Here is a 25,693-nt window from a genome sequence, read left to right as displayed (position 1 = left end):
TCGGCCGCCATGGGCACCCTCTACCTCGTCCGCCACGGCCAGGCCTCGTTCGGCAGCCACGACTACGACCGCCTGAGCGAATTGGGCCACCGGCAGTGCCGCGCCCTGGGCGAGCACTTCCGCAGCATGGGCCTGCGCTTCGACCATGTCGTCACCGGCACGCTGCGTCGGCACCGCGAGACCTACGCCGGCATCGCCGAGGGGCTGGGCCAGGCGGCCCTGCCCGTGGAGGCGCCGGGGCTGAACGAGTACGACCCCGAGGCCATCGTGCGCGCCGTCCACGCGGGTGAGCTGGCCCATCCCACGACACCCGAGGCGGTGAGGCAGCACTTTCGCCTGCTGCGTGACGGCCTGGTGGCCTGGATGCACGGCCGCAGCGTGCCCGCCGGCATGCCGGCCTTCCTCGATTTCTCCGATGGCGTGGGCGCCGCACTCGCCGAGGCGGCCGCGCCCGGCGGCCATGTGCTGGTCGTGTCCAGCGGCGGCCCCATTTCGGTGGCCGTGGGCCGGGTGCTGGGCCTGGCGCCGGAAGCCACCGTCGAGCTGAACCTGCGCATCCGCAACAGCTCGGTCACCGAGCTGGTGGCCGGGCCGCGGCGCATGTCGCTGCTGAGCTTCAACGGCCTGCCCCACCTGCACAAGCCGGACCTGGCGGACTGGGTGACCTACTCCTGAGGCGGTGCCGGCGCGGCGGCGCCGGGGGACGTCAGTGGGCGCGCCCGGCGCTGGCCAGCGCCCAGCCGTCGGTGGCCTGCACGGCCGGGTGCCATTGGCTGCGCGTGGCGCCGGGCAGGCCGGCCGCCAGGCCCTGCGCCACGGCGCGCTGCACGATCGCATCGGCCTGCTCGGCGTCCAGCTGGCTGGCCAGGCGCTGCCAGCGGCGCAGCACGTCAGGGTGGGCCCACGCGTCCTCCAGGCGGTCGCGCATCACCGCCGGGCTGGCGGGGCGGCCACCCGCCCAGGCGCGCGGCAGCAGCGTGTGGAAGAACAGCTGGAAGTCACGTCGCAGGGCCAGGCCAGGCAGCAGGCTGGCCAGCCGGGCCACCCGCACCGCGAAGCCCTCGTGCGTGAGCTGCAGGGTGACCAACGCCTGCAGCCCCTGGATGGGGTTGATCAGCCGCACCCGGTTGGGCGGCAGCGCCCGCAGCGGCAGGGCCGCGGCCACCTCGTGCGGCAGCGGCGTGGCAAAGGACATCAGCGTGGACAGGCGCGCCCATTCCGACGCACCCAGGCCGGCCGGGACGGCCAGGCCGTCCCTGGCGCGCGCCTCGGCGAGCACGCCGTTCAGCCGCGCTTCGTCCCAGCGCAGACCTTGCGCGGCGTGCCGCACCGCGGCCGAGACGACGGCCAGGTTGCCGGCGGCGTGGCCGGCGCGCTGGTTCAGGCGCACGGGCATGCCCTGCACGTCGTCGGGGCACGCGTCGGCATCGCCTGCCAGCCGCTGGCGTGTCACGGGACAGCGGGCGGCGTCGATCTGCGCCAGGAAGTTCGGCGTGACCAGCAGGTCCTCGAAGGCTTCCCCCTGCGCCCAGGCGGCCAGGCGCAGCGCCAGCCAGCGCTGCACGTGCCGGCCGCCGCGCAGGGTGCGGCGCCCGAAGGCGGCCCGGCCGGCCAGCCAGCCCTGCTCCACAGCGTGCCCGCCCTGCAGGCAATCGACCGGCGGCACGAGGCCGTGGCGGGCGTGGTCCCACCCCAGCAGAAAGGCGGGGTCGGGTTCGTCGCCCGGCGGCATGGCCGGTGCCTCGGCCCGTGCGACGCTGCGTCGCAGCGGCTGAGCGCGCGCCCGGCCCGCCGGGGGCGGGAGGTCGTCGAAGGCGAAGGCGGATTGGGCGGTGGCCATGCGGTAGCTCCTGGCTGGCGGGGCACACCATGCACCCCATGGACGCCACTGTGGATGCATACAGGCTCAGCACGTGAGCCTGTGGTACGGTGGGGGCGCATGGACCGCACCGAACGCTTCTACCGGATCGAACGGCTGATCACCTCGCGCGGGGGTGTCAGCTTCCAGGCGCTGCAGGGCGAGCTCGAGGTCTCACGGGCCACGCTCAAGCGTGACCTGCAGTACCTGCGCGACCGCATGGACGCCCCCATCGTCTACGACCGCGACGACAACGTGTACCGCTTTGCGGGGCCGACGCCGGGCGGCCCCGGGGCGGGGCCCGCCCACCAGCTGCCCGGCGTGTGGTTCAGCGAGGCGGAGATCTACGCGCTGCTCACCCTGCACCAGCTCATCAGCGGGCTGGATGCGGGCGGGGTGCTGGGGCGTCACCTGCAGCCGCTGCTGGACAAGCTGCACGGCATGCTGGGCGCCAGCGACAGCGAATCGCGTGAGCTCATGCGCCGCGTGAAGATCGCGGCCCCCGCGCGCCGCGCCGTGCCGCCACGCGGCTTCGAGGTGGTGGGCAGCGCGCTGCTCACACGCCAGCGGCTCGAGCTGGCGTACTTCAGCCGCCGGCGGCAGGACACCACGCAGCGCACGGTGTCACCGCAGCGGCTGATCCACTACCGCAACACCTGGTACCTGGACGCCTGGTGCCACACGGCGCAGGCGCTGCGCCGGTTCGCCCTGGACGCCGTGCGCTCGGCCAAGGCGGTCGACGTGGCCGCGCGCGACATTCCCTTGGAGACCGTGGAGGCCGAGCTCGACGGCGGCTACGGCATCTTCAGCGGCAAGGCGGCGCAGTGGGCCACGCTGGCGTTCGACCGCGAGGCCGCCCAGTGGGTGGCGCAGGAAGAGTGGCACCCGGCCCAGAAGCTGACGGCGCAGCCGGACGGCACGCTGCGCATGGAGCTGCCCTTTGCCGACGCCACCGAGCTGGCCATGGACATCCTGCGGCACGGACCGGGCGTGAAGGTGCTGGCGCCTGCGTCGCTGGTGCAGCGCGTGGCGCAGGCGCTGCGCGAGGCGGCGCTGCACTACTGGGACGCCACGCCCCATCCCTAATCGCTGGCCCTGCGGGACGGTGGGTCGACACACGGCCGGGGTCGACCGGCACCTAACATGCCGCCCGCAGTGACGGGGCCCGGTGTCCGGCGTCACTGCCGACCCCCCCACCACCGAGGAACCTCATGCACTTTTCGATTCGCGCGCTCGCGATGGCGGCGCTGGCGATGACCGCGCTCGGCTGTCGCGCGGAGTACGCCGCCACCTACCTGGAGACCTCACGCGCCTGGGGCGTCGTGGTGGCCGACTTCAACGGCGACGGCCAGGACGACCTGTTCATCACCGGGCACGATGCCGACGACCGCATCTGGTACCGGTCCGCAGACGCCTATGTGCCGGCGGCCCAGGTCTTCGACTGGGTGGATCGCCACGACTGCGATGCCGCTGACGTGGACGGCAATGGCCGGCTCGACCTGTACTGCGCGGTGGGTGCCGGCCGTGGCGTGGGCACCGGCCCGAAGGAACTGTGGCTGCAGGGCAGCGATGGCGTGTTCACGCTCGCCGCCGGCCACGGCGCCGAGGACCCGTACGGGCGCGGCCGCATCCCGGTGTTCCTGGATGCCAACCGCGATGGCCTGCCCGACATCTACCTCACCAACGAGGCGACGCAGCGGCCGGACGGCCAGGTGAACCACAACCACCTGTTCATCAACCAGGGCGGTGCACGCTTCCTGGCGCAGACCACCCGTGCCACCGGTCCCCAGGGGCACCAGTGCGCCGAGCGGGGCGACGTGAACGGCGACGGCTGGGACGACCTGGTGGTGTGCGACGTGGTGTCGCCGGCCCGCCTGTACGTGAACGATCGGGCCGGCGACTTCGAGCCGTGGCAGACGCCCGCGAATGCGGTGGCGTGGCGCTCGGCGCGCCTGGCGGACATGAACGACGACGGACTCGACGACCTCGTGCTGATCGTCGCGGGCAACCGCCTCCAGGTGTGGCTGAACACCGGCACGGGCATGCATTTCGATGCGCCCGCGCTGGACGTGGCCCTGGCCGTGAATGCGCAGTCGGTGGCGGTGGGGGACTTCAACGGCGACGGACGCCGCGACGTGTACGTGGTGCTCAGCCGCACCGACTGCCGCACGCTGGGGGTGGACCGATCGCCGGACCTGGTCTTCGAGGGACGGCCCCGGCAGCGCTGGGCCATGGTGCCGCAGCCCCAGTCCGAGTTCCCCGGATGCGGATCACTGGCCGAGACGGTGGACGACGGCCGGGTGCTGCTGATGAACGGCGGCGTGGGCCATCGTGGTGCGAACTACGTGTTGTCCTGGGACAACTGAGTTGATCCAGATCAGCTTCTCCGCACGGCACCCGCCTAACTAGGCAGGTGCGCGCCTTTTTGCTGGTGACAAAGTGTATCTGTCCCGTTATGTTGGTGTCTGCCGACGGCTTCTGCCGGCCCGGCACAGACCCACATCAGGAGGATCCCCATGTCACCCTTCAAGCGTGCGGCGCTGGCCGCAGCCGCCAGCCTGCTGGCGTTCCACGTGCAGGCGCAGTACCAGGCCACCTACCTGGAAACCTCCAGGGCCTGGGGCGCCGTGGTCGCGGACTTCAACGGCGATGGCAGGGACGACCTGTTCATCAGCGGACACGACAGCGACGACCGGATCTGGTATGCCACCGACGGTGGTTATGTGCCCGGCGAGCAGGTGTTCGACTGGGTGGACCGGCACGACTGCGACGCCGCCGACGTCGACCGCAACGGGCGGCTCGACCTGTACTGCGCCGTGGGCGGGGGCAAGGGCGTGGGGCAGGGCCCGAAGGAGCTGTGGCTCCAGGACGACACGGGGCTGTTCAACAAGCAGTTGAACCATGGTGCGGAGGACCCGTTCGGCCGCGGTCGCATCCCCGTCTTCCTCGACTTCAACCACGATGGCTGGCCGGACGTCTACCTGACCAACGAGGCCACGGTGCGGCCGGACGGCAACGTGAACCACAACCACCTTTTCCTCAACCAGGCGGGCGCGGGCTTCGTCGAGCACATCACCCGCGCCACGGGCGGCAAGGGCTTCCAGTGCGCGGAGCGCGGAGACCTGAACGGCGACGGTTGGGACGACCTGGTGGTCTGCGACGGCCGGCTGCCGGCGCACATCTTCGTGAACGACCAGGCCGGCGACTTCCTGGAATGGCACACGCCGGCCAACGCCGGGGGCTGGAAGGCGGCCAAGCTGGCGGACATGAATGGCGACGGCCGGCAGGACCTGGTGGTGCTCTCCTCGGGCAACTACCTGCAGGTGTGGCTCAACAGCGGCACGGGTGAGCGTTTCGACAGCCCCGCGCTGAACGTGAAGCTCGGTGCCAACGGCCGCGCGCTCACGGTGGGTGACTTCAACCGCGATGGCCTGCGGGACATCTACGTCGTGGTCGCCCGGCTGGACTGCAAGGACTCGCTGGTGGACGTGGCACCGGACCTGCTGTTCGAAGGCCGTTCGCCACTGAAGTGGCTCAAGGTGGCCCAGGTGCAGGACCGCTACCCCGGCTGCGGCCACCTGGCGGCCACGCTGGACGACCGCCGTGTGCTGCTGCTCAACGGCGGCGTGAGCTACAGCGGGTCCAACTTCGTGCTGTCCTGGGGCGAGTGAGCCCCGCCCCGGACGCCGGGGCGGCGTGCCTTCACAGGTCCAGCACCAGCCGCGGCGACCGGGAGCGCGAGCAGCACACCAGCATCTGGTCGTTGGCGGCGCGCTCCTCGGGGGTCAAATAGCTGTCGCGGTGGTCGGGCTGCCCCGCGAGCACGCGGGTGAGGCAGGTGCCGCAGACGCCCTGTTCGCAGGACGTCATCACCTCGACGCCCGCGGCGGCCAGCGCCTGCACGATGGTCTGGCCCGCCGGCACGGCCACCACCTGGCCGGTGGAGGCCAGCGCCACCTCGAAGCTGCCCGCCTGGCCGCCTGGCACCGGCGCCGGGGTGAACGACTCATGGTGCAGGCGCGCCTCGGGCCAGCCGCGCGCGCGGGCAGCCGCCAACGTCGCCTGGATCAGGCCGGCCGGGCCGCACACGTAGAGGTGGGTGCCCTCGGCAGCGCCGTCCAGCACGCGGTCGAGTGGCAGCGGCCCTGCGGCCTCGTCGTCGAAGTGCAGATGCACCCGGCTGGCATAAGGGGCACGCGCGAGTTCATCCACGAAGGCCGCGTACCGGCGCGTGCGGGACGCATAGTGCAGCTGGAACGGCGCATCCGCGGCGGCCAGCCGGGCCGCCATGGCCAGCAACGGGGTGATGCCGATGCCGCCGGCGATGAGCAGGCTGGCGGGCGCGTCGTCGACCAGCGCGAACAGGTTGCGCGGCGGACTGATGGCGAGCACCTGGCCCTCCTGCAACTGCTCGTGCACCGCCTGCGACCCCCCGCGCGAGGCGGCGTCGCGCAGCACGCCCAGGCGGTAGCGGTGCGTTTCGCCAGGCGGATTGCACAGCGAGTACGGCCGCACCGGGCCCCCGGGCAGGTGCAGGTCGATGTGCGCGCCGGCGGTGAAGGCGGGCAGGGGGCCGCCGTCTGCCGCCACCAGCTCCAGGCCGCAGATGCCCTCGGCCAGGGGCACTTTGCGGGCCACGCGCACGGCCAGGGTAGGCGTGGCGCTCATGCGGCGGCGGCGGTGGGCGTCGGCGCGGTGGGCGCCGCCATGCCGGCGCGCTCCGCGGCGATCCACCGGTCGATCACCTTGCGCGATTGCACGCCGCCGGCGTCGATGTTCAGCGCCAGCAGGCGCCGGTCGGGCCAGCGCAGCAGGTTGGCCTGCTGCTGCTCGAGCATGGCGCGGTCTTCCGAGAAGATGCGGCCCTGGCCCTCGCGGATCTGGGCGGTCAGCGCGGCGTCGTCCGGCCGGAAATGGCGCGCCATGCCCCAGAAGTACCAGTGCGTCGTCTCGGTCTCGGGGGTGATGAAGTCCACCACGATGCTGGACACCTTCACCGCGTCGGGCGCGGCGTGGCCGCCGTGGCCGGCCAGCGCCACGCCCACCTCGATGAGCACATGCGAGGGCGCGTGGAAGTGGCAGATCTGCCAGCGGTCCACGGGCTGGTCGTCGGGCAGGCCGTTGGCGCGCAGGGCCATCTTCCAGAAGGGGGGCGCCTCGATCCCCTGCATGAAGCGGCTGGTGATGACCTCGTCGCCGGCCGTGCGGGTGGTGCAGGGGGTTTCGTCGATCTCCTTCTGGCCGATGCTGCCCGCATGCACATACGTCTCGTGCGTCAGGTCCATGAGGTTGTCCACCATGAGGCGGTAGTCGCAGCCGATGTGGTACAGCCCGCCGCCGTAGGCCCATTCGGGGCTCTCGGCCCAGGCCAGGTGCGGGATGCGCGCGGGGTCGGCCAGCGCAGGCTCGCCCGGCCAGACCCACACGAAGCCGTGGCGCTGCACGGCCGGGAAGCGGCGCACGGCCGGAAAGCCGCCCACGCGCTGGCCGGGCATGGCCACGGTGCGGCCATCGGCGCCCACCTGCAGCCCGTGGTAGCCGCAGGTCAGGCGGCCATCGCACACGAAGCCCAACGACAGCGGCGCGCCGCGGTGCGGGCAGTGGTCTTCCAGCGCGTGCACCTGGCCCTCGGCGTCGCGCCAGAGCACCATGCGCTCCTGGCACACCGTGCGGCCCAGGGGCTTGTCGGCGATCTCGTCAGGCGTGGCGGCCACGTACCAGGCGTTTCGGGGGAACATGCGGGTCTCCATCCGTAGGATGCAATGAATGGATCCAATTGTTGGTGTGGAGAGTCGTTTGATCAATAGAATCGCCTTCAAATGGATCCAATAGAGTCTCAGGATTTACCCGCATCCGGCGCCCTGGGCGTGGTGGCGGCGCTGCGCCAGATGATCATGGCGGGCCGGTTCGCGGCGGGCGAGCGCCTGGCCGAGATCCCGGTGGCCGAGGCGCTGGGGGTGTCGCGCACGCCGGTGCGGCTGGCCTTCCGCACGCTCGAGCAGGAGGGGCTGCTGCAGAAGGCCGGCAAGCGCGGCCTGGTGGTGCGGGCTTTCTCCGAGGCCGACGTGCGCTGCGCGGTGGAAGTGCGCGGTGTGCTCGAAGGCCTGGCGGCGCGCCGTCTGGCGGAGGCCGGGTGGGATGCCGCCACCCGGGACGAACTGCAGGCCTGCCTGGCCGAGGGCGATGCCGTGCTCGCGGTGGGCACGCTGGGGCAGGCCGAGATCGACCGCTGGGCGCAGCTCAACCAGCGCTTCCACCGTGCCATCGTGCTGGGCACCGGCAGCCGGGTCATCGCCGACGCGATCGCGCGCAACAACCACCTGCCGTTCGCTTCCGCCGACTCCATCGTGATCGACCGGGGCGACCTGGCGCGCGAGTTCGAGAAGATCCGCCTGGCCCAGATGCACCACCGGCTCATCGTCGACGCCCTGGCGCAGGGCGAGTCGGCGCGTGCCGAGGCGCTCATGCGCGAGCACGCGTGGGTGGGCCTGCGCTACGCGCGGCTGATCCCGTCGCCGTCCTGACGGCGGTCAGGCCGCGGCGCGCAGCCCCAGCAGCCGGCAGGCGTTCTCCTTCAGGATCAGCGGCTTGACCGCGTCCTTGAAGCCGGCTTCCTCGAAGTCGGACATCCAGCGCTCCGGCGTGATGAGCGGGAAGTCGCTGCCGAAGAGGATGCGGTCCTTCAGCAGCGTGTTGGCGTACTGCACGAGCTGGGCCGGGAAGTACTTCGGGCTCCAGCCCGACAGATCGATCCAGATGTTGGGCTTGTGCATGGCCAGCGAGATGGCCTCGTCCTGCCACGGCCACGAGGGGTGGGCCACCACGATCTGCATGTCGGGAAAGGCGATGGCCACGTCCTCCAGCAGCATGGGGTTGGAGTTCTGCAGCCGCAGCCCGCCGCCGCAGCGCATGCCCGAGCCGATGCCCGAGTGCCCGCTGTGGAAGATGGCCGGCAGCCTGTGCTCGGCGATCACCTCGTAGATCGGCCAGGCCATGCGGTCGGCCGGCTCGAAGCCCTGCACCGTGGGGTGGAACTTGAAGCCGCGCACGCCGCATTGTTCAACCAGTCGGCGTGCCTCGCGCGCGCCCATCTTCCCCTTGTGCGGGTCGATGCTGCCGAAGGCGATCATGATGTCCGGGTTGGCCGCGGCCGCCTCCGCGATCTCCTCGTTGGGGATGCGCTGCCGGCCCAGCTGGGCCTCGGCGTCCACGCAGAAGTTGACGAAGCCGATCTTCTTCTCGCGGTAGTAGTCGATCGTCTCCTGCATCGTCGGCCGGCGGCTGGAGCGGAAGTACTTGTCGGCCGCGCGGTCGTACTCCTCGCCGTAGGCGTCGAAGGGGTTGCGGCAGGACACCTCCAGGTGTGTGTGGGTGTCGATGGCGATCAGCGCGTCGGGGTTCATCCGGCTCTCCTGCGTGGCAGCCTGATATTTCTATGTCATAACCAAATAGACCGCCCTGGGACTTCCACCTACGGGTAACCGAGGGGTGCGGACGTGGGCAGATGTTTAGTTAAATCAAATAAACATCTCGCCCACCATGAGCACTGCCGCCCCCCTGGACTTCACCCCCGCGCACGGCCTGCTGGCTTCGCTGGACTTGCTGCGCATCGAACACGCGGGGCCGGTGACGCACCTGCGGCTCATGCGCCCGGCCAAGCGCAATGCGCTGAGCGACACGCTGATCACGCAGCTGCACACGGCCTTCGTCAACCTGCCCGAGACCACGCGTGCCGTGGTGCTCACCGGGGAGGGTGCGCACTTCTGCGCCGGGCTCGACCTGTCCGAGCTGATGGAGCGGGACGTGGGCGAGGGCGTGCTGCACTCGCGCATGTGGCATGCGGCCTTCGACCAGATCCAGTTCGGCCGCGTGCCGGTGATCGCCGTGCTGCACGGCGCCGTGGTGGGCGGCGGCCTGGAGCTCGCCTCGTCCTGCCACATCCGCGTGGCCGAGGCGTCGACCTACTTCGGCCTGCCCGAGGGGCAGCGCGGCCTGTTCGTGGGCGGCGGCGGCTCGGTGCGGGTGCCGCGCCTGATGGGCGTGGCGCGCATGACCGACATGATGCTCACCGGCCGCGTGTACGACCGCGACGAGGGCGTGCATGCCGGGCTGGCGCAGTACGCGGTGGATGACGGCGCAGGCTTCGCCCACGCCGTGGCGCTGGCCGGCCGCATCGCCGGCAACGCGCCGATGTCGAACTTCGCGGTGATGCACGCGCTGCCGCGCATCGCCGACCAGTCGCAGGACCAGGGCCTGTTCACCGAGTCGCTCATGGCGGCCGTGGCGGAGAGCACGCCCGAGGCCAAGGAGCGCCTGCGTGCCTTCCTCGAAGGCCGGGCCGGCAAGGTGACCAAGTCATGAGCGCCGGGGCGCCGCGCTACCGCAGCGCCCACGTGGGCGGCTGCGTGCAGGTGCAGGTGGAGCGCCGCGACGACGGGTCGCTCATCCTGCGCTCGCCGGAGCCGCTGCGCTGGTTCCCGCCGCGCCTGACCGACGCGCTGGAGCAGTGGGCGACCGAGGCGCCGGACCGTCCTTTCGTCGCGCAGCGCGACCCCACGCAGGGCGGCGCCTGGCGCCACGTGAGCTACGCGCAGATGCTGCGGCGCGCCCAGGCCGTGGGGCAGGCGCTGCTGGAGCGCGGCCTGTCGGCCGAGCGGCCGGTGGCCATCCTCTCGGACAACGACATCGAGCACCTCACGCTCGCGCTCGGTGCCCTGTGGGCCGGCGTGCCGTACGTGCCGATCTCGCCCGCGTACTCGCTGGTCTCGCAGGACCATGCCAAGCTGCGCCACATCTGGGCGACGGTGACGCCGGGCCTCGTGTTCGCCGCGACGCCGGCGTACGGCCGTGCCATCGAGGCGGTGGTCCCGCTCGACGTGCCGGTGGTGCTGGGGCAGGGCTCGCTGGAGGGCCGTCCCACGCTGGCCTTCGATGAGCTGCTCGCCACCCCGCCCGGCGCGGCCGTGGACGCCGCGCACGCGGCGGTGGGCCCTGACACGGTGGCCAAGTTCCTGTTCACCTCGGGCTCCACGCGGCAGCCCAAGGGCGTGGTGAACACGCACCGCATGCTGTGCGCCAACCAGCAGATGATCCGGCAGTGCATGGCCTTCCTGGCCGACGAGCCGCCGGTGCTGGTGGACTGGCTGCCGTGGAACCACACCTTCGGCGGCAACCACAACGTCGGCATCGTGCTCTACAACGGCGGCACGCTGTACATCGACGGCGGCAAACCCACGCCCGGCGGCATCGCCGAGACGCTGCGCAACCTGCGCGAGATCTCGCCCACCGTGTACTTCAACGTGCCCAAGGGCTTCGAGCAGATCGCCGCGGCCATGGACACCGACCCCGTGCTGCGCGACCGCCTGTTCGCCCGCGTCCAGGCCTTCATGTTCGCTGGCGCCGGGCTCTCGCAGGCGGTGTGGGACAAGCTCGACGCGCATGCGGAGGCCGCCGTGGGCGAGCGGGTGCGCATCGTCACCGGCCTGGGCATGACCGAGACCGCGCCGTCCTGCACCTTCGCGGTGGGCACCGACGTCGCGTCCGGCCACATCGGCCTGCCGGTGCCGGGCGTGGAGGTGAAGCTGGTGCCGGACCCGCAGGACCCCGTGCACGGCAAGACCGAGATCCGCTTCCGCGGTCCCAACGTGATGCCCGGCTACTGGCGAGCGCCGGCGCAGACCGCCGAGGCCTTCGACGCCGAAGGCTTCTACCGCACCGGCGACGCGGTGCGTTTCGTCGACCCGGCCGACCCGCAGCGCGGCCTGCTGTTCGACGGCCGCACGGCCGAGGACTTCAAGCTGTCCACCGGCACCTTCGTGAGCGTGGGCCCGCTGCGCGCCAAGGTGGTGGCCGAGGGCCACCCCTGCGTGCAGGACGTGGTGGTGGCGGGCCTGAACCGCGACGAGATCGGCCTGCTGGTGTTCCCGCGGGCCGAGGAATGCCGCCGCCTGGCCGGCGCACCGGAGGACGCGCCGCTGCCCGAGGTGCTGCACCACCCGGCGGTCCGCGGGTTCTTCCAGGCGCTGGCGGACCGCCTGTGGCGCAGCGCCACCGGCAGTGCCAGCCGCCCGGCGCGCTGGCATGTGCTGGCGGAGCCGCCCTCCATCGACCGCGGCGAGCTCACCGACAAGGGGTCCATCAACCAGCGCGCGGTGCTCAGCCACCGCGCGGCGCTGGTCGACGCGCTGTACGAAGGCGGTGACAGCGACCCCTACGTGATCCTGCCCCGCACCGCCTGAACGAGGAACGCATCATGCACATCGAAGGACAGGCCGCCCTCGTCACCGGAGGTGGCTCCGGCCTTGGCGAGGCGGTGGCGCGCGAGCTGGCGCGCCAGGGCGCCCGCGTGGCCGTGCTGGACGTGAACGCGGCCGGCGCCGAGCGCGTGGCCGCGGAGATCGGCGGCCTGGCCTGCCGCTGCGACATCACGGACACGCCCTCGCTCACGGCGGCGCTGGACGCGGCGCAGGCACGCCACGGTACGGCCCGCATCGTGATGAACATCGCCGGCATCGGCACCGCGCGCCGGGTGGTGGGCAAGGACGGCACGCCTGCCCCGCTGGAGGATTTCGAGCGCGTGGTGCGCATCAACCTCGTGGGCACCTACAACGTGGTGCGCCTGGCCGCCGCGCGCCTGGTGGCGCAGGCCCCCGTGGCGGGCACCGACGGCGAGCGCGGCGTGATCGTCAACACCGCCTCGGTGGCGGCCTTCGACGGCCAGGTGGGCCAGGAGGCCTACGCGGCGTCCAAGGGCGGCGTGGTCGGCATGACGCTGCCGCTGGCGCGCGACCTGGCGCAGTGGGGCGTGCGCGTGTGCACCATCGCGCCCGGCCTGTTCGCCACGCCGCTGCTGGCCGAGCTGCCCGCCGAGGTGCAGGCCGGCCTGGCCGCGAGCATCCCCTTCCCCAAGCGGCTGGGCCAGCCGGCCGAGTTCGCGGCGCTGGCGGCGCACATCGTCACCAACGGGCACCTCAACGGCGAGGTGATCCGGCTCGATGGTGCGCTGCGAATGGCGCCCCGTTGACATTCCTCGGGTTCACGCCAGCGGCGGCCAGGGGTCGCCACTGATATGGTTCCTCAACCCCGAAGCACAGGAGACAAGCGATGACACGCGCCTTCGGTTCCCTCACCCGCCTTGCGGCGGCGGCCGTGGCCCTGATGGCCGCCGGTGCGGCCCAGGCCGACATCACCATCGGCGTCAGCCTGCCGCTCACCGGCCCCGCCTCGGGGCTGGGCATCCCCATGGCCAACTACATCAAGCTGTGGCCCAAGGAGATCGCCGGCGAGAAGCTCAACGTCATCGTGCTCGATGACGCCACCGACCCCACCAAGGGCGTCAACAACGCCCGCCGCTTTGTCAGCGAGGACAAGGCCGACATCGTCATGGGCTCGGCCGCCACGCCGGTGGCCGTGGCCATGGCGCCGGTGATGGCCGAGGCCAAGACGCCGCACTTCGCGTTCTCGCCGGCCGTCACGCCCGCCGGCGGCGACGCCTGGATGTTCCGCCTGCCGCAGGGCAACGCGGTCATGGCCCACGCCATGATCGAGCACATGAAGAAGAACGGCGTGAAGACCGTGGGCTTCCTGGGCTACACCGACGCCTACGGTGAAAGCTGGCTGAAGGACTTCCAGGACCAGTCCACGGTGCTGGGCGGGCCCAAGGTCATCGCCACCGAGCGCTTCGCGCGCAGCGACACCAGCGTCACCGCCCAGGCGCTCAAGCTCGTGTCGGCCAACCCCGATGCCATGCTGCTGGTGGCCTCGGGCAGCGGCGCCGCCATGCCGCACAAGGCGGTGGTCGAGCGCGGCTACAAGGGCAAGATCTACCAGACGCACGCCGCGGCCACGCGCGACCTGATGCGCGTGGGCGGCAAGGACGTCGAAGGCGCCTATGTCGCCTCCGGTCCCGCGGTGATCCCCGAGCAGCTGCCCGCGGGGCACCCGTCCAAGGCCCTGGCCACCGACTTCGTGGCCAAGTACGAGAAGGCCTACGGCGTGGGCAACCGCAACCAGTTCGCCGGCCACGCCTACGACGCCATCGTGGTGCTCGAGAAGATCGTGCCGGTGGCCCTGAAGACCGCCAAGCCTGGCACGCCCGAGTTCCGCGCGGCGCTGAAGACGGCCACCGAGTCGATGGGCCGCACCGTGGTCGCGCACGGCGTGCTGAACTACACCAAGAGCAACCACTGGGGCTTCACCACCGAGACCGGCCTGGTCATCAAGGTCGTCAACGGCGACTGGAAGGTCGAGCCCTGATCCCCGGCACCGCCCGGCCTGGCCGGGCGGTGCCCTCTTCACCGGATCTTCCACCGGATTCCCATGGACCTCACCATCGCGAGCATCCTCGCGCTCGACGGCGTCACCAATGGCGCCGTCTATGCCTTGCTGGCCCTGGCCACGGTGCTGCTCTTCGCCGTGACCCGCGTCATCTTCATCCCCCAGGGCGAGTTCGTCGCCTTCGGCGCGCTCACGCTCGCCATGCTGCAGCAGGGCCAGGTGCCGGGCACCGTGTGGTTCCTGCTCGTGCTGGCGGGGCTGGCAGGCGCGTCCGAGCTGGTCGAGGGCCTGCGTGCGCGGCACGCGCCCGCCCGCGTGGCCAAGGCCGTGCTGGCGCAGGTGGCCTACCCGGTGGTGATCTCGGCGGTGGTGTGGTGGGCGGCGCCGCAGCAGTTCCCGCTGCTCGTGCAGGCGGCGCTGACGCTGGCGCTGGTCACGCCCTTCGGCCCGCTGATCTACCGCCTGGCCTACGAGTCGCTGGCGGATGCGAGCGTGCTGGTCCTGCTCATCGTGTCGGTCGGCGTGCATTTCGCGCTCACCGGCCTGGGCCTGTACTTCTTCGGCGCCGAGGGCTTCCGCAACCCCAGCTTCTGGGACGAGCGCTTCAGCGTGGGGCCGCTCACCCTGTCGGGCCAGACGCTGATCGTCTTCGCCGTGTCGCTCGCGCTCATCGTGATGCTGTGGCTGTTCTTCGAGCGCTCGCTGTGGGGCAAGGCGCTGCGCGCCACGGCGGTGAACCGGCTCGGCGCGCGCCTGATGGGCATCTCGTCCACCAGCGCCGGCCGGCTGTCGTTCACCATGGCCGCCTTCATCGGCGCGCTGTCGGGCCTGCTCATCGGGCCCACCACCACCGTGTTCTACGACTCGGGCTTCCTCATCGGCCTGAAGGGCTTCGTGGCGGCCGTCTTCGGCGGCCTGGCCAGCTACCCGCTGGCCCTGGTGGGCGCCCTGGGCGTGGGCCTGCTGGAGAGCTTCGGCTCGTTCTGGGCCAGCGCCTTCAAGGAAGTCATCGTCTTCTCCGCCATCCTGCCCGTCCTCCTGTGGCGGTCGCTGCGCGACCCGCACACGGAGGAGCACTGACATGCGTCTGCGTTCCCTCGCCTTCCCCCTGTTCGCGGCGGCCATGCTGGTGCTGCCGCTGCTGCCGGTGCCCGATTTCTGGATCACCCAGCTCAACTACATCGGCCTGTACGCGCTCGTCTCGCTGGGCCTGGTGCTGCTGACCGGCGTGGCCGGCCTCACGTCCTTCGGCCAGGCGGCCTTCGTCGGCCTGGGGGCCTACACCTCGGCCTACCTGTCGCTGACGGTGGGCGTGTCGCCCTGGCTCACGCTGTTCGTGGGCCTGGCCCTGGCGGCCACGGTGGCCGTCGTGCTGGGCCTGCTCACGCTGCGCATGTCCGGCCACTACCTGCCGCTGGCCACCATCGCCTGGGGCCTGGCGCTGTACTACACCATGTCCAACATGGAGTTCCTGGGCAAGTACGACGGCCTGCTCGGCGTGCCGGCGCTGGAGTTCTTCGGCATCAGCCTGGCCGACGAGCGGGCGATGTACGTGCTCATCTGGATCGTCGCGCTCGCCGCGGCGCTGGGCGTGACGCACCTGCTCGATTCGCGCCCTGGCCGCGCCATCCGCGCGCTCAAGAGCGGCTCCACCATGGCCGAGGCCATGGGCATCTCCACCTTCCGCTACAAGCTCACAGCCTTCGTGCTGGCGGCCTTGCTGGCGGCGGTGTCGGGCTGGTTGTTCGCGCACTTCCAGCGCACCGTGAACCCGTCGCCCTTCAGCTTGGCCAAGGGCATCGAGTTCCTGTTCATGGCGGTGCTGGGCGGCGTGGGCCACGTCTGGGGCGCCTTCACCGGCGCGGCGGTGGTCAAGCTCGTGGAAGACCAGCTCCAGGTGCTGCTGCCCCGGCTCATCGGCACCAGCGGTAACTTCGAGATCATCGTGTTCGGCCTGGTGCTCGTGCTGGTGCTCAAGTACGCGCCCGACGGCCTGTGGCCCTTCGTGCAGCGCTGGCTGCCGGCGCGCCAGCGCGAGCGCGACTGGGAGGGCGCCGCACCGCTGCCCACGCGCGACAAGCCCGAGCCCGGCTCGATGCTGCTGGACGTGCAGGCCGTGCGCAAGCAGTTCGGCGGGCTGGTGGCGGTCAACGACGTGAGCTTCTCCATCCGCGCCGGCGAGATCATGGGCCTGATCGGCCCCAACGGCGCGGGCAAGTCCACCACCTTCAACCTGGTGTCCGGCGTGCTGTCGCTCACCTCGGGCGAAGTGGTCTTCCGCGGCCAGAGCGTGGCCGGCCTGCCCTCGCGCGAGATCGCGCGGCGCGGCATGAGCCGCACCTTCCAGCACGTGAAGATGATTTCCGAGATGACGGTGCTGGAGAACGTCGCCCTCGGCGGCTACCTGCGCACGTCCTCCGGCGTCACGCGGGCCATGCTGCGGCTGGACCGCGACGAGGAGCGGCGCCTGTTCGCCGAGGCCGAAGTGCAGCTGGCCCGCATCGGCATGACGGCCCAGATGCACGAGCTCGCGGGCAACCTGGCACTCGGGCCCCAGCGGCTGATGGAGATCGCGCGGGCGCTGTGCACCGACCCGTCCCTGCTGCTGCTGGACGAGCCGGCCGCCGGCCTGCGCCTGAAGGAGAAGCAGGCGCTGGCCGAGGTGCTGCGCCAGCTCAAGGCCGAAGGCCTGTCCATCCTGCTGGTGGAGCACGACATGGATTTCGTGATGGGCCTGGTGGACCACATCGTGGTGATGGAGTTCGGCACCAAGCTGGTGGCCGGCACGCCGGCGGAGGTGCAGGCCAGCCCGGTGGTGCGCGCCGCGTACCTGGGCACGGAGCATTGACACCATGAGCACACCGATTCTCGAGATCGCCGGCCTGCATGCCGGCTACGGCAAGGCCGAGGTGCTCTCCGGCCTGGACATCACGCTGCCGCGTGGCGCGGTGGTCACGGTCATCGGCCCGAACGGCGCCGGCAAGTCCACCACCCTCAATGCCATCATGGGCGTGCTGCCCGCGCGCGGCGCGATCCGCTTCGACGGCCAGGACATCGCCCAGACCACGCTCGAGGAGCGTGTGATGGCCGGCCTGGCCCTGGTGCCCGAGAAGCGTGAGCTGTTCGGCACCATGCCGGTGGAGGACAACCTGGTGCTCGGCGGCTTCCGGCCGATGAAGCAGCGGGTGGCCAACTGGCGCTCCACCCTGGACGAGGTCTACACGCTGTTTCCCCGCCTGAAGGAGCGCCGCCTGCAGCTGGCCGGCACGCTGTCGGGCGGCGAGCGGCAGATGCTGGCCGTGGGCCGCGCGCTGATGAGCCGGCCGAAGGTGCTCATGCTCGACGAGCCCAGCCTGGGCCTGGCGCCGCTGGTGGTGCGGGAGATCTTCCGCACCATCACCGCGCTGCGTGCCACCGGGGTGAGCATCCTGCTCATCGAGCAGAACGCGCGCGCCGCGCTGGAGGTGGCCGACCACGGCTATGTGCTGGAGACGGGCGCCATCGCGCTGGAAGGCCCGGCCTCGGCGCTGGCGGGCGACCCGCGCGTGGTGGAAACCTACCTCGGCGCGAAGAAGCACTGACATGTGGCGCTACGACCCCCCGCTGCGCGACATGCGCTTCGTGATCGACGAGGTGCTGGAGGCGCCGCGCGCCTGGGCCGCGATGCCGGCCTTCGACGCGCTGGATGCCGACACTGCCGCCGAGGTGCTGGCCCAGGCCGGCCGGTTCGCCGCGGAGGTGCTGGCCCCGCTGAACGGGCCCGGGGACGCGGCCGGCTGCACCCTCGACGCCGGCCAGGTGCGCACGCCGCCCGGCTACCGCGCGGCCTACCTGGCCTTCGTGGACGGCGGCTGGCCGGCCCTGGCCTGCGACCCGGCCTGCGGTGGCCAGGGGCTGCCGCAGCTGCTCAACGCCGCGCTGTACGAGATGCTCGCTGCGGCCAACCACGGCTGGACCATGTACCCCGGCCTGCTGCACGGCGCGTACGAGGTGCTGCATGCCCATGCCACGCCCGAGCTGCGCGAGCGCTACCTCGAGCCCGTGACCAGCGGCCGCTGGCTGTCCACGATGTGCCTGACCGAGCCGCATGCCGGCAGCGACCTGGGCCTGCTGCGCACGCGCGCCGAGCCGCAGGCCGACGGCAGCTTCACCGTCACCGGCCAGAAGATCTTCATCTCCGGCGGCGACCACGACCTCACGGACAACATCGTCCACCTGGTGCTGGCCCGGCTGTCGGGCGCCCCGGCCGGCACCAAGGGCCTGTCGCTGCTGCTCGTGCCCAAGTGGCTGCCCGACGGCCAGCGCAACGCGGTGCACTGCGACGCCATCGAGCACAAGATGGGCCTGAAGGGCAGCGCCACCTGCACGATGCGTTTCGAGGCGGCCACCGGCTGGCTGCTCGGCGAGCCGCACCGCGGGCTGGCCGCCATGTTCCTCATGATGAACGCGGCGCGCCTGCATGTCGGCCTGCAGGGCCTGGGGCACCTGGAAGTGGCCACGCAGAACGCGGTGCGGTATGCCGTCGAGCGCGCCCAGTCGCGTGCGCCGCGCCGGCCCGAGGGCGCAGCCGCCGCACCGGCCGACACGATCGCCTGGCACCCGGCCGTGCGGCGCACCCTGTGGACGCTGCAGGCGCGCACCGAGGGCGCGCGCGTGCTGGCCTACTGGGCGGCGCAGGCGCTGGATGAATCCGCCGCCCACCCCGAGCCGGGCGGGCGTGCGGCGGCGGCCGACCGAGCCAGCCTGCTGACGCCCGTGGTCAAGTCGCTGCTCACCGAGCTGGGGCACACCGGTGCCGACCAGGCGCTCGGCATCTGGGGCGGCCACGGCTACATCCGCGAGAGCGGCATCGAGCAGGTGGTGCGCGACAGCCGCGTGGCCATGATCTACGAGGGCACCAACGAGATCCAGGCCATCGACCTGCTGCTGCGCAAGGTGCTGCCCGACGGCGGCCAGCGCCTGAACGCGCTGCTGGACTGGGCCGGCGCCCAGGCCGAGGGCGCGCCGCAGGCGCAGCGGCTGCGGCTGGGCCTGCAGGCGGTGCGCGAGTGCGCCGACTCGCTGGTGCAGGGCGCGGCCGGCGATGTCGAGTGGCCCTACCGCGCGGCCGACGATTTCCTGGCAGCGCTGGGCGAGGCGCTGCTGGCCTGCGCCTGGGCGCGCAGCGAGGTGGCGGCGCGCAACGCGCTGGCGCGCGGCGCACCGGACGTGGCCTTCTACCAGGCCAAGCTGCAACGCGCCCGCTTCCAGGCCGATTACCTCGGCGGCGAGCTGCCGCGGCGGCTGGCGGCGGTGGAACGCGCCCGCGCCGAGCTGCCGTTCCTGCCGGAGGCGGCGGCGGCCGCGCCAGCCCGGTGATGGGCGCCGCTGCCTCGCGTCCGGCACCCGAGCCGGTCGCGCACGACAGCGCGGTGCCGGCCGGGCCGCACGATGCGCCGCTGGACCAGGGCGGGCTGATGCACCTGGTGGGCTATGCCAGCACCCGGGCGTCGCTGGAGCTCAAGAAGAGCTTCCAGCGCCACATGGGCGGGCCGCTGGGGCTCAAGGCCGTGGAGTTCTCCATCCTGGTGCTGGTGGACAGCAACCCCGAGGTCAACCAGAAGCAGCTCGGGCTGGCACTCGACGTGTCGCCGCCCAACCTGGCCGTCACCCTGGACCGCATGGTGGCCCAGGGCTGGGTGCGCCGTGAGCGCAGCGAGCGCGACCGCCGCGCCCAGCTCGTGCGCTTGACGCCGGCCGGGCAAGCCCTGGTGAAGCGGGCGCGCGAGGTGTCGCTGGTCATGGAGCAGGATGCCCTGGCGGTGCTGAGCCCCGGGGAGCAGGCCCTGCTGATCGAGCTGCTGCAGCGCGTGGCGAGCCAGCGGCCCCGCGGCGGCTGAGCCGCCGCGCCGCGCCGCCCTGGCCCCGTCAGGGCCGCGCGGCTTGGCGACAATCGAGCCGACATGAGCAAGGCCTTCACCCGCGAGAACGATGCGCCCGCCGGCGACGAGGACGACGACGGCCCGTCGCTGCCCCCTCTGCCGGCCGGCAGCAAGAACTACCTCACCCCCGCGGGCTACGCCCGCCTGCGCGCCGAGCTGCTGCAGCTCATCGACGAGGAGCGCCCCAAGGTGGTGGAGATCGTTTCCTGGGCGGCCTCGAACGGCGACCGCTCGGAGAACGGCGACTACCTCTACGGCAAGAAGCGCCTGCGCGAGATCGACCGGCGCATCCGCTTCCTCACCAAGCGGCTGGACATCGCGGAGGTGGCCGACCCGTCGGTGCACCACGGCAGCGACCAGGTCTTCTTCGGCGCGACCGTCACCTACGCCAATGCGCGCGGCGAGGAACGCACGATCACCATCAAGGGCATCGACGAGGTGGAGCACCTGGCGGGCGAGGTGAGCTGGGTCTCGCCCATCGCCCGCGCGCTGCTCAAGGCCCGCGAGGGCGACGAGGTGCAGCTGATGACCCCCGGTGGCCTCGAGACCCTGGAGGTGTTGAGGGTGGCGTACCCGCGGCCGCCATGAAAGCCCGGCGCGCGCAGCGGCGTGCAGGCCGGTGGCGTGCGCGGATCCGGCTCTGCCGGGCCGCTGCGCGAGCCCCCTCGGGGGGCAGCCCCGGGAGGGGGCGTGGGGGCTCAGGGTCTTACGCGCTGCACGCGCAGCACGGCGGGTGAGCGCTTGAGGGTGCGCAGCACCTCGGCCAGGTGCAGGCGGTCGCGCACGCTGACCAGCAGCTTCAGGTCGGCGGTCTCGCCGGGGCGCTCGTCGCCCATGTCGATGTGGGTGATGTCGGCCTCGGCGCGGCTCACCGCCTGGGCCACCTGCGCCAGCGCCCCCTTGCCGTTGTGCAGCAGCACCTGCAGCTGGGTCTCGAACGGGCGGGTCGGCTCCTCGGCCCATTCCACGCGCATCCAGCGCTCGCGGTCGCGGCCGAACAGGCGCTGGCCCACCTGGCAGTCGGCCGTGTGCACGGTCAGGCCCTCGCCGCGTCCCAGGTAGCCCACGATGGCGTCGCCGGGAATCGGCCGGCAGCAGGTGGCCATGGTGACGCTCGCGCCTTCGGCGCCGTCGATCACCACCAGGCCTTGCGGCGACTCGTTGTCCGGTGCCGCGTAGCGGTTCAGGCTGAGCGTGACGACATCCGGCCGGTGCCCCATGTCGCGCAGGTCCTGCGCGATGCGCTTGGCCACGATGGTGGCGATCTTGCGGCCCAGGCCCACGTCGGTCATGAGCTCGGCGGGGTGGCGGTTGCCGCTCCAGCGCAGCACGGCGGGCCAGACGGTGTCGGCCCCGGCGGGCTCCAGCGGGGGCAGGGCCAGGCCCTCCAGGCGCAGTGCCTGGGCCAGCATCTTCTCGCCGAGGGCCTGGGACTCTTCCTGCTCCAGGTTCTTCAGGTAGTGGCGGATCTTGCTGCGCGCGCGGCCGGTGCGCACGAAGTTGAGCCAAGCGGGGTTGGGGCGGGCATTGGGCGCCGTGATCACCTCCACCACGTCGCCCGAGCGCAGCTCGGCGCGCAGCGTGGCCGGCTCGCCGTTCACCTTGGCGGCCACGCAATGGTCGCCGACGTCGGAGTGGATGGCGTAGGCGAAGTCCACCGGCGTGGCGCCGCGTGGCAGCGCCAGGATCTTGCTCATGGGCGTGAACACGTACACCGCGTCGGGCACGAGGTCGATCTTCACGTGCTCGAGGAACTCGCCCGCGTCGCGCGTCTCGTCCTGGATGTCGATCAGCGACTTCAGCCACAGCGTGCCCAGGCGCTGGGCCACGTCCGAGGGGTTGCCCTTGGCCCCCACCTTGTACAGCCAGTGCGCGGCGATGCCCGCCTCGGCGACGGCGTGCATGGCCTCGGTGCGGATCTGGAACTCCACCGCCGTGCCCAGCGGGCTCACCAGCGTGGTGTGCAGCGACTGGTAGCCGTTGGCCTTGGGGATGGCGATGTAGTCCTTGAAGCGGCCGGGCACCGGCTTGTACAGCTGGTGCAGCACACCCAGCGCCAGGTAGCAGTCGGGCAGGCTGGACACCACGATGCGGAAGCCGAAGATGTCGTTCACCGACGCGAAGCCGGCATGCTTCTCGCGCATCTTGCGGTAGATGCTGTAGACGGTCTTCTCGCGGCCGGTCACCTCGACCTTCATCTTGGCCTCGGCGAAGGCGCGCGACACGTCGTTCTGCACGCGCGCCACGATGTCGCGCCGGTAGCCGCGCGATCGCTGCACCGCCTTTTCCAGCGCCGCGTGCCGCCAGGGCCGCAGGTAGGTGAACGACAGTTCCTGCAGCTCGCGGTAGATCTGGTTCAGGCCCAGCCGGTGCGCGATGGGCGCGTAGATGTCCAGCGTTTCCTGGGCGATGCGCTGGCGCTTCTCGGCCTTCATGGCCTTGAGCGTGCGCATGTTGTGCAGGCGGTCGGCCAGCTTCACCAGGATGACGCGCACGTCGCGCGACATCGCCAGCAGCATCTTGCGGAAGCTCTCCGCCTGGCCCTCCTCGCGCGTGGAGAACTGCAGCTTGTCCAGCTTGGTGAGGCCATCGACCAGCTCGGCCGTCGTGGCGCCGAAGCGCTCGATCAGCTCGGTCTTGGTGATGCCGCAGTCCTCCATGGCATCGTGCATCAGCGCGGCCATCACCGCCTGCGCGTCGAGCTTCCAGTCGGCCACCAGGCCCGCCACCGCGATGGGGTGGGTGATGTAGGGCTCTCCGCTCGCCCGGAACTGGCCCAGGTGGGCCTCGTCGGCGAACTTGTACGCGTCGCGCACGGCCTTGAGGTCGGCCTTTGGCAGGTGGGTGAGCTTGGACTGCAGGCCCGCGAAGGTGGTCACCTCGGCGCTCGGCGGCGACATCGGCACCGCCGGCGCGCGCGGCCGCCCCTGCAGCGCGGTCGGCAGCAGTTCGGCGGCGAAGGAGCGAATGCCCATGGGTGGAATTTAGCCTACGGGGCGAGGCGCTGCCCGCGCCGGGGCATGCGCATGCACCGGCGTGGCGCGCGCGACGCCGTGGCGCTCAGGAGCGCACCGTGCCGGCCGCGGCCACCAGCGCCGCCGCCGGGGGCTCGATCCGGCCGGCGCGCAGCAGTGCCGCGGCCTGGTCGGGCGGCACGGCGGCGCTGAACAGCCAGCCCTGGCACAACCCGCAGCCCAGCGAGAGCAGCCGCTCGCGCTGCGCCGCGAGCTCCACGCCTTCGGCCACCACGGCACGGTCCATGGTGTGGGCCAGCCCGATGACGGCACGCACGATGGCGTCGTCGGAGGCGTCGTTCATCATGTCGCGCACGAAGGTGCGGTCGATCTTGATGGTGGAGATGGGAAAGCTCTTCAGCCACGCCAGCGAGGAATGGCCGGTGCCGAAGTCGTCCAGGTGCGCCTCGATGCCCAGCGCCACCAGCCGCTGCAGCTGCTCGGCCGCGGCGGCCGGGTCGTCCATCATCGCGGACTCGGTCACCTCCACCGCCAGCGCGTCGGCCGGCAAGGCAGCCGCCTGCAGGGCCTGGGCGATCTGCCGGGCGAGGTCGGGCTGCCGGAACTGCAACGGAGACAGGTTGATGGACACGCGGGTGCACAATCCCTGGTCGCGCCAGCTGCGCTGCTGCTGGCATGCGGCCTCCAGCACGCGCTGCCCCATGGCGTGCACCAGTCCGCAGCGCTCGGCCACCGGCACGAACTCCGCGGGCGACACCGGGCCGAGCTCCGGGTCGTTCCAGCGCAGCAGCGCCTCGAAGCCCAGGATGTGGCCGGTGGCCGTGTCCACCTGGGGTTGGTAATGCAGGCCCAGTGCCTGGTGCTGCAGCGCCCGCTGCAGGCGCGAGCGCAGCCGGCCCTCCCGCTTCTGCGCCTCGCCCAGCCGGGCGTCGTAGAGCGTCACCTGCCCACGCCCCTGCCGCTTGGAGGATGCGAGCGCCTGCTCGGCGGCCTGCAGGAGGGCGTCGGCCTGTGTCCCGTCGTGCGGGAACACCGCCATGCCCACGCTCACGACGAGCGGCCAGCTGGCACCGCCGATGGCCATGCCGCCGGCCAGCACCGACTGGATCTTGCGCGCCACCGCTTCCACTTCACCGCGCTCGTGCAGGCCATGGGCCACCACGACGAACTCGTCGCCGCCCAGCCGGGCCAGCGTGTCGCCGGCGCGCAGGCAGCCGCCCACGCGACGCGCCAGCTCGCGCAGCATGGCGTCACCGGCCACCGTGCCATGGCTGTCGTTCACCAGGTGGAAGCTGTCCAGGTCCAGCAGCAGCACCCCCACCTGGCCGCCCTCGCGGCCGGCGATCGTGGTGGCGTCTGCCAGGCGTTCGCCCAGCAGCCAACGATTGGGCAGGCCGGTGAGCGGGTCGTGTGTGCTGCGATGCTGCAGGGCGCGCGCATGCTGGCGGCGGTAGGACACGTCCGCCACGTAGGCGGTCAGGCGTTCGCCGGCCGCGGTGGCCTGGCTGCTGAGCGAGACCTCCAGGTCGATCACCTGGCCGTCGGCACGCACGCCGTGCATGCCCTTGCCCAGCCGGATGCGCCGCGTGGGGGACGACGCGCCCGGCGTGCGGCGCAGGCGCATGTGCAGGCGGCGCGAGCGCGCCGGCATCAGCATGCCCACAGGCTGGCCCACCAGCTGCTCGTGCGCGTAGCCGAACATGTGTTCCAGCGCCCGGTTCGCCATCTGCACCCGGCCATGCTCGTCCACCCGCAGCACGCCCAGCGGTGCCAGCTCGAACAGCTCGCGGTACTCGGCGGTGCGCCGTTCCAGCGCGCTGTGGGCGTTGGCCAGGCGCACGAACGGGCGCCGGATCTGGTTGAGGAACAGGCCGTGGAACAGCAGGCCGTAGGCGACGACCTTGTAGACATGGCCCAGCAGGTTCGCCATGTCCGTGACGCCGTTGCCATACAGCACGAAGAAGCCTTCGGACAGCGCCATCAGCAGCAGCGCGTCCTTCACGGGCGCCTCGTCTGCCTGCACATCGGCGGGCAGCCGGGCCAGGCGCACGCGGGCCAGGACATAGGCGGTCAGGTAGGCCAGCACCAGGCCGGCTTCCAGCCAGAGCTTGAACGGGGTGAGGCCCTCGCCGGCCTGGAAGGTGGCGGGGAAGGCCTGCGGCACGAGCATCGCCGTGGCGGCCAGGACCACCACGCTGGCCAGGCCCAGCGCCGCGGCCGGCCCGCCGGCGCGCTCGGCACGCAGGGCCTGCGGCCACCACGGCGTGGCCCAGACCAGCAGCGCCACCGCCGGCACGGCGCGGGCGAGCAGCCACAGGACGATCGCCTTGTGCGTGCTGCTCGGCGCGCCCAGGTCGGGCATGCCGGCATAACTCAGCAGGTGCAGCACATCCAGCAGGCCCACCAGCACGAAGGCGCTGCCCAGCCAGCGGCGGGTGCCGCGATCGCGCTCGTCCACCACCTGCCAGGCGGTGATGCCCACCGTGATGCAGACGACCGCCGAGAGCACCTCGATCAGGGCGTGCAGCCCCAGGAACTGCGGCCGCTCGATGTGGATGTCGAGCGGGCGGTCGCCGGTGACCATCGTGTACAGCACCGCGGTGAGCACCACGGTGGCCAGGACGGGCAGGCGGGAGGGCTGGGGCATGGTCGACAGGAGGCAG

Annotated in this window: 21 protein-coding genes; 15 read left to right on the top strand and 6 right to left on the bottom strand. The window is 71.9% G+C overall.

Annotated elements, in window-relative coordinates; genetic code table 11:
* Positions 1 to 9: 9 nt before the first annotated feature.
* Complete coding sequence (locus tag ACE3UN_RS11680; protein ID WP_374675120.1) at positions 10 to 675, top strand: histidine phosphatase family protein; 666 nt, start codon at positions 10 to 12, stop codon at positions 673 to 675.
* Positions 676 to 706: 31 nt separating this feature from the next.
* On the opposite strand, the gene ACE3UN_RS11675 is transcribed toward ACE3UN_RS11680, so the two are convergent.
* Entirely contained in the window at positions 707 to 1,840 is a 1,134-nt protein-coding gene (locus ACE3UN_RS11675; protein ID WP_374675119.1) for a hypothetical protein, read from the bottom strand.
* A gap of 99 nt (positions 1,841 to 1,939) precedes the next feature.
* Here ACE3UN_RS11675 and ACE3UN_RS11670 point away from each other — a divergent pair, with 99 nt between their 5' ends.
* The 3 genes from ACE3UN_RS11670 to ACE3UN_RS11660 all read left to right on the top strand — a co-directional run bounded on the left by ACE3UN_RS11670 (position 1,940) and on the right by ACE3UN_RS11660 (position 5,529).
* Complete coding sequence (locus ACE3UN_RS11670; RefSeq protein WP_374675118.1) at positions 1,940 to 2,944, top strand: helix-turn-helix transcriptional regulator; 1,005 nt, start codon at positions 1,940 to 1,942, stop codon at positions 2,942 to 2,944.
* A gap of 125 nt (positions 2,945 to 3,069) precedes the next feature.
* Positions 3,070 to 4,224 carry an FG-GAP repeat domain-containing protein gene (locus ACE3UN_RS11665; RefSeq protein WP_374675117.1) on the top strand — a complete coding sequence of 385 codons (1,155 nt, stop codon included), beginning with the start codon at positions 3,070 to 3,072 and terminating at the stop codon, positions 4,222 to 4,224.
* Between the two features lie 150 nt (positions 4,225 to 4,374).
* Positions 4,375 to 5,529 (top strand): FG-GAP repeat domain-containing protein, encoded by a 1,155-nt coding sequence (locus ACE3UN_RS11660; protein WP_374675116.1) that lies wholly within the window; start codon positions 4,375 to 4,377, stop codon positions 5,527 to 5,529.
* A gap of 31 nt (positions 5,530 to 5,560) precedes the next feature.
* Here the strand turns inward: ACE3UN_RS11660 and ACE3UN_RS11655 are convergent, their stop codons facing one another.
* Together ACE3UN_RS11655 and ACE3UN_RS11650 are read right to left on the bottom strand one after the other, a co-directional pair.
* Complete coding sequence (locus ACE3UN_RS11655; protein ID WP_374675115.1) at positions 5,561 to 6,526, bottom strand: 2Fe-2S iron-sulfur cluster-binding protein; 966 nt, start codon at positions 6,524 to 6,526, stop codon at positions 5,561 to 5,563.
* Positions 6,523 to 7,596: a Rieske 2Fe-2S domain-containing protein gene (locus ACE3UN_RS11650; protein ID WP_374675114.1), complete on the bottom strand. Its 1,074-nt coding sequence runs from the start codon at positions 7,594 to 7,596 to the stop codon at positions 6,523 to 6,525. The genes ACE3UN_RS11655 and ACE3UN_RS11650 overlap by 4 nt, the downstream gene beginning before the upstream one ends.
* Positions 7,597 to 7,677: 81 nt before the next feature.
* Between ACE3UN_RS11650 and ACE3UN_RS11645 the strand changes: the two genes are divergently transcribed.
* Positions 7,678 to 8,382 carry a GntR family transcriptional regulator gene (locus ACE3UN_RS11645; protein WP_374675113.1) on the top strand — a complete coding sequence of 235 codons (705 nt, stop codon included), beginning with the start codon at positions 7,678 to 7,680 and terminating at the stop codon, positions 8,380 to 8,382.
* Positions 8,383 to 8,388: 6 nt separating this feature from the next.
* On the opposite strand, the gene ACE3UN_RS11640 is transcribed toward ACE3UN_RS11645, so the two are convergent.
* Positions 8,389 to 9,261, bottom strand: a complete 873-nt coding sequence (locus ACE3UN_RS11640) for an amidohydrolase family protein (protein ID WP_374675112.1) — start codon at positions 9,259 to 9,261, stop codon at positions 8,389 to 8,391.
* Positions 9,262 to 9,397: 136 nt separating this feature from the next.
* On the opposite strand from ACE3UN_RS11640, the gene ACE3UN_RS11635 reads away from it, so the two are divergent.
* The 10 genes from ACE3UN_RS11635 (at position 9,398) to greB (ending at position 20,643) form a co-directional block, all read left to right on the top strand.
* On the top strand, positions 9,398 to 10,219 hold the full coding sequence (locus ACE3UN_RS11635; protein ID WP_374675111.1) for a crotonase/enoyl-CoA hydratase family protein: 822 nt from the start codon (positions 9,398 to 9,400) through the stop codon (positions 10,217 to 10,219).
* Positions 10,216 to 12,096, top strand: coding sequence for a feruloyl-CoA synthase (locus tag ACE3UN_RS11630; RefSeq protein WP_374675110.1), 1,881 nt, complete (start codon positions 10,216 to 10,218; stop codon positions 12,094 to 12,096). The genes ACE3UN_RS11635 and ACE3UN_RS11630 overlap by 4 nt, the downstream gene beginning before the upstream one ends.
* Positions 12,097 to 12,110: 14 nt before the next feature.
* A complete protein-coding gene (locus ACE3UN_RS11625; protein ID WP_374675109.1) occupies positions 12,111 to 12,881 on the top strand; it encodes an SDR family NAD(P)-dependent oxidoreductase in 771 nt (256 codons plus the stop codon).
* Between the two features lie 80 nt (positions 12,882 to 12,961).
* Positions 12,962 to 14,113 carry an ABC transporter substrate-binding protein gene (locus ACE3UN_RS11620; protein ID WP_374675108.1) on the top strand — a complete coding sequence of 384 codons (1,152 nt, stop codon included), beginning with the start codon at positions 12,962 to 12,964 and terminating at the stop codon, positions 14,111 to 14,113.
* A gap of 63 nt (positions 14,114 to 14,176) precedes the next feature.
* Positions 14,177 to 15,214: a branched-chain amino acid ABC transporter permease gene (locus tag ACE3UN_RS11615; protein WP_374675107.1), complete on the top strand. Its 1,038-nt coding sequence runs from the start codon at positions 14,177 to 14,179 to the stop codon at positions 15,212 to 15,214.
* 1 nt (position 15,215) lies between these two features.
* Positions 15,216 to 16,982: an ATP-binding cassette domain-containing protein gene (locus ACE3UN_RS11610; protein ID WP_374675106.1), complete on the top strand. Its 1,767-nt coding sequence runs from the start codon at positions 15,216 to 15,218 to the stop codon at positions 16,980 to 16,982.
* 4 nt (positions 16,983 to 16,986) lie between these two features.
* Positions 16,987 to 17,715, top strand: a complete 729-nt coding sequence (locus tag ACE3UN_RS11605) for an ABC transporter ATP-binding protein (protein WP_374675105.1) — start codon at positions 16,987 to 16,989, stop codon at positions 17,713 to 17,715.
* 1 nt (position 17,716) lies between these two features.
* Positions 17,717 to 19,492 carry an acyl-CoA dehydrogenase gene (locus tag ACE3UN_RS11600; protein WP_374675104.1) on the top strand — a complete coding sequence of 592 codons (1,776 nt, stop codon included), beginning with the start codon at positions 17,717 to 17,719 and terminating at the stop codon, positions 19,490 to 19,492.
* A complete protein-coding gene (locus ACE3UN_RS11595) occupies positions 19,492 to 20,013 on the top strand; it encodes a MarR family winged helix-turn-helix transcriptional regulator (RefSeq protein WP_374675103.1) in 522 nt (173 codons plus the stop codon). Before ACE3UN_RS11600 ends, ACE3UN_RS11595 begins: the two co-directional genes overlap by 1 nt.
* A 63-nt stretch (positions 20,014 to 20,076) precedes the next feature.
* Entirely contained in the window at positions 20,077 to 20,643 is a 567-nt protein-coding gene (gene greB / locus ACE3UN_RS11590; RefSeq protein WP_374675102.1) for a transcription elongation factor GreB, read from the top strand.
* A gap of 110 nt (positions 20,644 to 20,753) precedes the next feature.
* Here the strand turns inward: greB and ACE3UN_RS11585 are convergent, their stop codons facing one another.
* Complete coding sequence (locus ACE3UN_RS11585) at positions 20,754 to 23,030, bottom strand: bifunctional (p)ppGpp synthetase/guanosine-3',5'-bis(diphosphate) 3'-pyrophosphohydrolase (protein ID WP_374675101.1); 2,277 nt, start codon at positions 23,028 to 23,030, stop codon at positions 20,754 to 20,756.
* Positions 23,031 to 23,115: 85 nt separating this feature from the next.
* Entirely contained in the window at positions 23,116 to 25,677 is a 2,562-nt protein-coding gene (locus ACE3UN_RS11580; RefSeq protein ID WP_374675100.1) for an EAL domain-containing protein, read from the bottom strand.
* Between the last annotated feature and the right edge of the window lie 16 nt (positions 25,678 to 25,693).

Source organism: Ideonella sp. (genome assembly GCF_041918995.1).
In the GTDB taxonomy this organism is placed as follows: Bacteria; Pseudomonadota; Gammaproteobacteria; order Burkholderiales; family Burkholderiaceae_C; genus Ideonella.
The sequence above is the reverse complement of the archived record's forward strand: the minus strand, read 5'-3'. Positions and strand labels throughout refer to the sequence as shown.